At 76.0% G+C, this 8,869-nt stretch carries 7 protein-coding genes; 3 read left to right on the top strand and 4 right to left on the bottom strand.

Annotated elements, in window-relative coordinates; genetic code table 11:
• Nucleotides 1-471 (top strand): SRPBCC family protein (locus VF468_28330; GenBank protein ID HEX5882192.1); only part of this gene is annotated, 471 nt, incomplete at its 5' end.
• Between the two features lie 98 nt (nucleotides 472-569).
• On the opposite strand, the gene VF468_28325 is transcribed toward VF468_28330, so the two are convergent.
• Nucleotides 570-1,475 (bottom strand): serine/threonine-protein kinase, encoded by a 906-nt coding sequence (locus VF468_28325; GenBank protein ID HEX5882191.1) that lies wholly within the window; start codon nucleotides 1,473-1,475, stop codon nucleotides 570-572.
• A gap of 230 nt (nucleotides 1,476-1,705) precedes the next feature.
• Between VF468_28325 and VF468_28320 the strand changes: the two genes are divergently transcribed.
• Nucleotides 1,706-2,233, top strand: coding sequence for a serine/threonine-protein kinase (locus VF468_28320; GenBank protein HEX5882190.1), 528 nt, complete (start codon nucleotides 1,706-1,708; stop codon nucleotides 2,231-2,233).
• Nucleotides 2,234-2,250: 17 nt separating this feature from the next.
• Nucleotides 2,251-3,315: a hypothetical protein gene (locus tag VF468_28315; protein HEX5882189.1), complete on the top strand. Its 1,065-nt coding sequence runs from the start codon at nucleotides 2,251-2,253 to the stop codon at nucleotides 3,313-3,315.
• 277 nt (nucleotides 3,316-3,592) lie between these two features.
• Here VF468_28315 and mnmA read toward each other — a convergent pair whose 3' ends face one another.
• The 3 genes from mnmA to VF468_28300 all read right to left on the bottom strand — a co-directional run.
• The gene (mnmA, locus tag VF468_28310) at nucleotides 3,593-4,702 is read right to left on the bottom strand and encodes a tRNA 2-thiouridine(34) synthase MnmA (protein ID HEX5882188.1); all 1,110 of its coding nucleotides are present in this window, start codon (nucleotides 4,700-4,702) and stop codon (nucleotides 3,593-3,595) included.
• Nucleotides 4,699-5,928: a cysteine desulfurase family protein gene (locus VF468_28305; GenBank protein ID HEX5882187.1), complete on the bottom strand. Its 1,230-nt coding sequence runs from the start codon at nucleotides 5,926-5,928 to the stop codon at nucleotides 4,699-4,701. Before VF468_28305 ends, mnmA begins: the two co-directional genes overlap by 4 nt.
• Nucleotides 5,929-5,936: 8 nt before the next feature.
• The coding region (locus VF468_28300) for a PBP1A family penicillin-binding protein (GenBank protein HEX5882186.1) at nucleotides 5,937-8,869 on the bottom strand (2,933 nt) is incomplete at its 5' end.

Genomic DNA, 8,869 nt, shown 5'->3' with positions numbered 1-8,869 from the left:
CGAGCTGCCCGAGGAGGTCCCGTGGCCATCGACACCCGGGCCGTGACCGCCGTCGGCCGGCCCCGCGAGGAGGTCGCGGCCTACCTGCGCGACCCGGCCAACGACCCGAGCTGGATCGGCGGGCTGCGCTCGGCCCGGCTGGTCACCGACCCGCCGGTCGGTGTGGGCAGCCGGGTCGAGCGGGTGGCCTCGTTCCTGGGCCGCCGCGTCGAGTACGTCAACGAGATCACCGAGCTGACCGGGACCCGGCTGGCCATGCGCTCGGTCCGGTCGCCGTTCCCCATGCGGGTCACCTACGGCTACGACGACGCGGGTGAGGGCGGGACCGAGGTCTCGGTCCGGGTCGAGGGCGACGCCAGCCGCCTCTACCGGCTCGCCGACCCGCTCCTGGCCGCGCTGGTGCGGCGATCGGTCCGGCGCGACCTGCGCACCCTCAAGCGGGTGCTGGAGGACGGCGCCGGGGGTCGCTAGCGGGTCGCGATCACCGTGCCGAACGAGAGCAGGGTCGGGGTGAGGCGACGGGTCGCCACCCCGGGCGAGGCCGGCGGGGCCGTCGACCCGGGCGCCGTTCACCCAGGTGCGTTGCGTGACCCGTGGTCCTCGACCTCGAGGCCGTCGCCGGCCGGGCGCACGCTCCCGGTGGGCCGGCTGTCGGCGGCGGCCAGGCGGAGCATTCGGGCCAGCGTGCCCGCCGCGGGCGGCCGCCGGGACGGGTCCTTGGCCAGCGCCTGGCGGATCGTCCAGGACAGGGCCGGCGGGACGTCGGCCCGCCCGGCGGCCGGGTCGCCCGGCTCCTCCTCCAGGTGGGCCATGCCGATCCGCAGGACCCCCCGGCCGGCGAACGGCGGCGCCCCGGCGAGGCACTCGTAGAGGACGCAGCCGAGCGCGTACAGGTCGCTCATCGGGTCGGCCGGCTCGCCCCGGATCAGCTCCGGGGCCAGGTAGTCGAGGGTCCCGAGGACCTGGCCGGGCCGGGTCAGCACCGTCCAGGCGCGGTTCCTGGCCAGCCCGAAGTCGCCGAGCACGGCCGTCCCGTCGGGGGCGAGCAGCAGGTTGGCCGGCTTGACGTCGCGGTGCACGATCCCCCGCCGGTGCAGCGCGTCCAGGCCGGCCCCGGCCTCGGCGGCCAGCCGCACCAGCTCGGGGACCTCCAGCGGCCCGCCGGCGGCCAGCCGCTCGGCCAGCGAGCGGCCGTCGACGTAGCGCACCGCCAGGTACAGGCGGCCGTCGGCCTCCCCGGCCTCCAGGACCCGGGCCAGGTTGGGGTGGTCGACCTCGGCCGCGGCCCTGGCCTCGCGGGCCAGCCGGGTGCGGAACGACTGGTCGGCGCCGAGCTCGTCGCGCAGCACCTTGAGGGCGACCACGCGGCCGTCGTCGTGGACCGCGCGGAACACCGTCCCCGTGCCGCCCTGGCCCAGCCGCTCCTCGATCCGGAAGGGCCCGAGCCGGTGGCCGACCTCGGGCGTGGCAGGCATTCGGCATCCCTGCTGGTCTTGGGGTCCGGGGGCTCAAGCCTAGCTCCCGGAGGAGGCGGGAGGTCCGCACGCGCCGCCCATGATAGCCGCCATGGGCGGCAATTCGGGCGCGCCGACCGGCGGCCGGCGCCGCCGGTCGGCGGCGTCTACCGGCTCGACCAGGCGCCTTCGGGTAACTAGCGGACAACGCCCCTTCTGGTGACCCGTTGCCCGGTGTTACAACACTCTGCGTGGACAGGCAGCCTGACCCCGACATCCAGATCGCCGGCTACCGGATCGAGGCCCGCCTGGGGCGCGGGGGCATGGGCGAGGTCTACCGGGCGGTGCAGCTGAGCCTCGACCGCCGGGTCGCGCTCAAGGTGCTCCCGCCCAAGCTGGCCGCCGACGACGTGTTCCGCCGGCGGTTCCTGCGCGAGTCGCGGATCGCGGCCAGCATCGACCATCCCAGCATCATCCCGATCTACGAGACCGGCGAGGACGGCGGGCTGCTCTACATCGCCATGCGCTACGTCGACGGGATGGACCTGTCGACCCTGCTGCGGCGCGAGGGCCGCCTGGCCCCGGCCCGGGCCGTGGCCATCATGGCCCAGGTGGCCAGCGCGCTCGACGCCGCCCACGCCCGCGGCCTGGTCCACCGCGACGTCAAGCCGGGCAACATCCTCCTCGCCGCCGGCCCGGCCGGTGGCGACGGCCACTGCTACCTGTGCGACTTCGGGCTGATCAAGGAGATGGACGTCCAGCAGGCAAGGTCGGCCTGACCGCCACCGGCCAGTTCGTGGGCACGATCCCGTATGTCGCCCCCGAGCAGATCGAGGGCGGCGCCCTTGACGGCCGCGCCGACGTCTACTCGCTGGGCTGTGTCCTGTTCCACTGCCTCACCGGCTCGCCACCGTTCGAGCGCATCAACGACATCGAGGTGGTCTTCGCCCACCTCCGTGAACCACCCCCGTCGGTGTCCAGCCGGGCCCCCGGCCTCCCCCCGGCCCTGGACGCCATCGTCGCCCGAGCCATGGCCAAGTCCCGCGACGACCGCTGGCCAACCTGCACCGCCCTGGTCACCGCCATGCAGGCCGAGCTCCGTTCCCCGGCGCCGGCCCCGCCACCCTCGGCTGACGCCGAAACCAGGTCCATGCAGATGCCGCCGGTTCGTGGTCGTCCGCCTGCCGCCCCATCCGGCGTCGCCGCCCCAGGTACCGCCCCGCCCGCGGCCACTGCCCCGGCCCACGCCGCCCCGGCCGCCGCCCCGCCCTCCTCTGCACCGCCCTCGCCGGTTCCGCCGGCCACCGCCGCGCCCGCGGCTGTCCACAGAGGCCCCGCGGCTGTCCATAGGGGCGGGGGTGGGCGCCGGAGGGGTCGCCGGGGGCTGGTCGCGGTGGCCGCGATCGCGCTGCCGGTCGCCGCCTACCTCGGCGCCACGCAGCTCCTGTCGGACGAGGAGCCACAGGTCGTGGCCGCCCCCGAGACGACCGTGGCCGTCACGAGCCCACCGGGCGGGACGAAGTGCCCGAGCGCCATCGCCCGGCCAAAGCCGAGCACCCCGACCCGGACCGCCCCCCTGGACGCGATCCGGGAGCACGAGGGCTGGACCGACGCCTTCGTGGTCAGGGAGATGCGCACCTGGCGCGCCTCGGACGGGCAGCGGCAGTGGTACGTCAAGGCCTACCAGGAGGACGAGCAGTCGCGGCGGGGCCGCTGGCTGGTCGGGCAGGGGCCGGAGGCCCAGCCCCGGGTCCTCGCCTCGGCCGGCTACGGCACCAGGGGCTACAAGGCGAGCGACTGGGAGGTGGCCGACGGACAGGAGGCGCCAACCGGGATCGCCGGCTGCCTGACCGGCACCTGAGCGGGAGGACCGACGTGCCCGAGCTGAGCGGCGAGGTCCCCTTGAGGATCTGGCCGAGAAAGGCCAGACGCCGGTCGAACGGCAGCGCCTGGAAGGCGTCGATCCCGTTAGGTCTCGAAGAAGCAGCGGGTGTTGAGGTCCTGCTCGTCCGGGGTCGGGCTGCGCAGCAGGGAGATGACCTTGGCCCCGGTGTCGAGGGCGTTGGCCCACTCGTTGACCGACGCGATCCCGGGCCCGATGACTACGTAGCGGCCGTCCGGGTCGTACGCCTCGGGCTCTACGTGCCTGGCCCGGCCGCGGCCACGGTCCCGGTCGCGGCCACGGAGCCGGTCGCGGCCACCGTCCCGCCGCCGAGGACCAGGTCCCCGTCGTACAGCACCCCCGCCTGCCCGGGGGCGACCGCGTCCACCGCCTGGTCCAGCTCCAGCCGCACTCGCCCGGCGGCCGGGTCCTCCAGGGGGACGACCCCGCAGGCGACCTCGGTGCCGTGGGCGCGGAGGCGGACCTTGGCCCTGCCGGGGCGGAGACCGTGGCCGTCGGTGGCGGTGGCCCGCTCCAGCTCGACCGTGCCGATGGCCAGCTCGGCCCGCTCCCCCACCACCACCCGGCCGGCCGCCGGCTCGACCCGGAGCACGTAGCGAGGGCTGGGGGCGGCCACGCCGAGGCCGCGCCGCTGGCCGACCGTGTAGCGGTAGGCACCCCGGTGGTGGCCCAGGACCCGGCCGGCGGTGTCCACCACCTGGCCCGGGCGTGGCCCGAAGCGGCGCTCCAGCCACCCGGCGGTGTCGCCGTCGGGGACGAAGCAGACGTCGTAGGACTCCGGCTTGGCCGCGGTCCGCAGGCCAAGGCGGGTCGCGATCGCCCGCACCTCCGGCTTGGTCAGCCGGCCGAGGGGCAGCCGCAAGTGCTCCAGCTCGGCCGGGCCGAGCATGTAGAGCACGTACGACTGGTCCTTGGCGGCGTCCGCTCCCCGGTAGAGGCGGCCGGCCTCGACCCGGGCGTAGTGGCCGGTGGCCAGGGCGTCGAAGCCGAGGGCCCGGGCCCGGGCCAGCAGCCCCACCACCTTGACCTGCTCGTTGCAGCGGGCGCACGGGTTGGGGGTGCGGCCGCCGGCGTACTCGGCGGCGAAGTCGTCGACCACGGCCCGCTGGAACTCCTCGGCCATGTCCCAGACGTAGAAGGGGATGCCGATGGTTGCGGCCACCCGGCGGGCGTCGTCGGCGTCGGCCAGGGTGCAGCAGCCCTTGCCCTGCACCTGGAGGTGGGCGGGGGTGTCGGCCAGCTTGAGGTGGACGCCGGTCACGTCCCAGCCCGCCTCCACCGCCAGGGCCGCCGCCACCGACGAGTCCACTCCCCCGCTCATCGCCACCAGGACCTGGTTGGTCACGGGGTCACCGCCTGGCCGGCCCGGGCGGTCGGCCGGGTCTCCTCGGCCGGTGCCAGCACCTCGAGGGCCTTGGCGACGGCGGCCACGGCGGCGTCGACGTCGGCCTGGGTCGAGGCGTGCCCGAGGCTGAACCGGACCGTCTCCCGGGCCCCGGCGGGGTCACGGCCCATGGCCACCAGCACGTGCGAGGGCGTGACGGCCCCGCTGGCACAGGCCGACCCGGCCGAGCACGCGACCCCGTGCCGGTCCAGCAGCAGCAGCAGGTCCTCGGCCCGCCGCCCCGGGAACCGCACCGACAACAACCCTGGCAACCCGGCCGCAGTCGGGTCGGGGCCGTCGGCCGCCACGATCGGGTCGGGGGTGCCGTTGACCTCCAGGTCGGGAACCAGAGCGTGGAGACCGGTCAGGAGGCGGGAGCGGAGGGCGGCCAGGGACGAGGCGGCGGTACCCGCCTGGCGCTCTGACAGGGCGGCCGCGGCGGCGGCGCCGAAACCGGCGAGGGCGGCGGCGGGGAGGGTGCCGGAGCGAAGACCCCGCTCCTGACCGCCGCCGTGGAGCAGCGGCCGCAGGCTCGTCCCGGTCCCGACGACCAGGGCGCCGACCCCGGTCGGGCCGCCGAGCTTGTGGGAGGCAAGGGCGAGCAGGTCGACGCCGTCGCCGGCCATGTCGAGACCGGGCAGGCCGGCCGCCTGCACGGCGTCGCAGACCAGGACCGCGCCGGCGGCATGGGCCAGCTCGGCCACGGCCGCGACCGGCTGGCCGGTGCCGACCTCGTTGTTGGCCGCCATCACCGCGACCAGGGCGGTCCGCCCCGGCTCGAGCAGCGCGGCCAGCCGGTCGGGCTCGACCCGGCCGAGGCCGTCCACCGGGGCCAGGTCGACCCGGGCGCCGGCGTCGGCCTCGGCCCAGGCGGCGGCGTCGAGCACGGCGTGGTGCTCGACGGCCGAGCAGACGAGGTGCCGCTCCCCCGGTGACCGGGCGAGCACCGCGCCCTTGACGGCCAGGTTGTCGGCCTCGGTGCCGCCGGAGGTGAACACGACCTCGGCCGGGACGGCGCCGACCAGGGCGGCGACCTGCTCGCGGGCCGTCTCGACCGCGGCCCGGGCCGCCCGGCCCTGGCCGTGCTGGCTGGACGGGTTGGCGGCCGGGCGCTCCAGCAGCGGCAGCATCGCCGCCAGGGCCTCGGTCCGGAGCGGGGCGCTGGCGGCGTAGTCGAGGTAGGGCACGGGCGCTCCTAGTCGTTTCGGCCGTTGCCCCGGCCGTTGCCGTTGCCGCCGCCGTTGCCATTGCCATTTCCGTTGCCGTTGCCGCCGCCGTTGCCGGGCTGGCCCGGCCTCCGGTCCTCGTCCTCGTCCTTGTCGTCCTCGTCCTTCTTCTCCGGCGGTGGGGGCAGGACCGTGTAGGTCAGGTCCTCGGGCGGCTTCGGCCAGTCCAGGACCTCCTGGTTGGCCATGGCCACGGCCATGAAGTCGTGCCAGACCCGGGCCGGGAACGACCCGCCCGACACCCGCTGCCCCTCCACGTTGTACATCGGCTGCTGGCTCTTGGGGTCGCCCATCCAGACCGCCACCGCCAGCTGGGGGGTGTAGCCGACGAACCAGGCGTCGCGGTACTCCTGGTTGGTGCCGGTCTTGCCGGCCGCCGGGCGGCCGATGTTGGCCGCGGTGCCGGTGCCGCCGGTGATGACGCCCTTGAGGATGTCGGTGACCTGCCAGGCCAGCGCGGCCGGGACGCGGCGCTCGGGCTTGGACGGCTCGTCGATCACCGGCCGGCCGCTGCGGTGGTCGACCTTCTCGAAGAAGGTCGGCTTGTGGTACTCGCCCAGGTTGGCCAGGGTGGCGTAGGCGCTGGCCATGTCGATCGGGCGGACCTCGGCCGCGCCCAGGGCCATCGACGGCTCCCGGTTGCGGGGGACGATCGGGGGGATGCCGAGCTTCTCGGCCATCTCGGCCACCTTCTCGGGGCAGAGCCTCTCCATCAGCCGGCCGTAGACGCCGTTGACCGAGCGGCGGGTGGCGTCCCGGACCGACACCGGCCCGGACCCGCCGCCCTCGTAGTTGGCGACCTTCCAGGGCCTGCCGCAGACGAGCTGTTCGAAGCCGCTCGACTCCCAGACCGAGTCGGGCGAGATGCCGGCCTCCAGCGCGGCGGCCAGCACGAAGGTCTTGAACGACGACCCGGGCTGGCGGCCGACGCCCTGCAGGGCGGCGTTGTAGGCGCCCGTCTCGAAGTTGCGGCCGCCGACCACCGCCCGGACCCCGCCGTCGCGCGGGTCGATGGCGATCAGGGCGATGTCCGGGCCGGAGGGTGGCAGCCACGTGTCCACCGCCTGCTCGGCCGCCCGCTGCATGTCGCGGTCCAGGGTGGTGTGGATGCGCAGGCCACCCTCGAACAGCCGCCGGGTCCGGCTCTCCCGGGTCTTGCCGAGGCGCTCGTCCTCCTGGAGCTGGCGGCGGAGGCCGTCGATGAACCACGGGTAGCGGCCGCCGACGGTGCGGGGCTTCTCGATCTTGAGCGGCTGCTTCCTCGCCTTGGCGGCCTGGTCGGCCGGGATCATGCCGAGCTGGGTCATCCGCTCCAGCACCGAGTCGCGCAACAGCTTGGCCCGCTCCGGATGCTGGCGGGGGTCGGAGCTCACCGGCTCCCTGATGACCCCGGCCAGCATCGCCGCCTGGGCCAGGCTGACCCTGGCGGCCGAGCGGCCGAAGTAGCCCCTGCTGGCCGCCTCGACCCCGTAGTACCCGGCGCCGAAGTAGACCCGGTTCAGGTAGCGGTGCAGGATCTCCTGCTTGGACAGCTTGCCCTCGAGCTGGGCGGCGAGGGCGGCCTCCTTGATCTTGCGGACGATCGAGATGTCCTTGAGGTCGGGGTAGCTGTTGCGGACGAGCTGCTGGGTGATGGTGCTGCCGCCCTGGCTGACCTCGCCGCTGAGCAGGTTGGTGACGGCCGCGCGGACGATCCCCCGGTCGTCGACGCCCTTGTGCTCGTAGAAGCGGGCGTCCTCGGCGGCGATCACCGCCTGCTGGATGGTCGGCGAGATCTTCGACAGCGGCACCACGATGCGGTCCTGCTCGTCCTTGAGGACCTCGATCACCCGGCCCTGGCGGTCGTAGACCTGGGTCCGCTCGGGCTGGCGGAGCTGGCGCAGCTCCTCCAGCTCGGGGAGGCCGGCCCCGGCGCCCTTGACCGAGTCGCCGACCAGCATGGCCGCCGGGACGGCGGTCGCCGTGGCGATCAGCAGCGTCAGGGCGAGCGCGACCGCCACCGGGCGCGCGAACGGCAGCCAGCCGCGCCGGCGGTGGTTGGGCGGGGCGGCCATGGCGGTCACCAGCGGGGCGAGCCGGGTCCCGACCGCCCGGAACGGGACGGCCATCCTGCCCAGGCCGGCCACCACCGGGTTGCGGCCACGGTCGCTGCGGGCGCCGGACCGGTCTGCCCGGCGGCCCGCGCGGCCGGGCGGGCCGGCGACCGGGACCGGGTCCTCGACCCGGTCGACCATGCTGGACGGCAGCCACCAGGCCTCGACCGGGTCGACCGGGTCGGGCACCAGCCGGCTCCGGCCCGACCCGTCCGGATGGCCGTTCCGGCCCCCGGCCGGGTCCTGGGTCGTTCCCGGGAGGCCGGCCAGCTCCTGAGTCGCCGCCCCCGGACCGGTGGCCGACCCGGCCAGCCCAGGGCCCGACGCGGTGGCCCCGGCGCCCGAACCGGCCGCCACGTCCGCGCCGGGTCGGCCGGAACGGCTGGCGCGGCCGCGCTCGGCCAGGGCGTCGATGCGGGAGGCCAGCCCACCGGCGGCGCCGGCGATCCCGGCGCCGGCGCCACGGACCCCGCGACCCGCCGCCGCCGAACCGGCCCGCAGCCCCTCGCGGGTGGCGGCGGACCCGGCCCGGAGGCCCTCGCGGGTGGCGGCCGAACCGGCGCGGACGTGGCGGCCGGCGGTGGCCGAGCCGTGGCGGAGGCGACCCCGGGCGGCCACGGCCAGGGAGACCAGCCAGGCGACCAGCATGCTCGACCCGCTGCGGAGGCCGTCCGCGACCCAGCCGACCAGGTCGGCCGCTGCCTCGTAGACGAGCCGGACAGACAGGCGGGCGGAGTCGGCGGCCTCGCGCCAGCTGGCCGAGGTGGCCATCCGGGCCGAGGCCGCGGCCCGCTGCGCCTCGGCGGCAC

The sequence above is a fragment of the Actinomycetota bacterium genome, assembly GCA_036280995.1.
GTDB lineage: Bacteria > Actinomycetota > CALGFH01 > CALGFH01 > CALGFH01 > CALGFH01.
This window is presented reverse-complemented; position numbering and strand designations above follow the sequence as displayed.

Coding starts and splice junctions, on each gene's coding strand:
- VF468_28325 (HEX5882191.1), bottom strand. CDS start 1,475: ATGCCTGCCACGCCCGAGGTCGGCCACCGGCTCGGGCCCTTCCGGATC.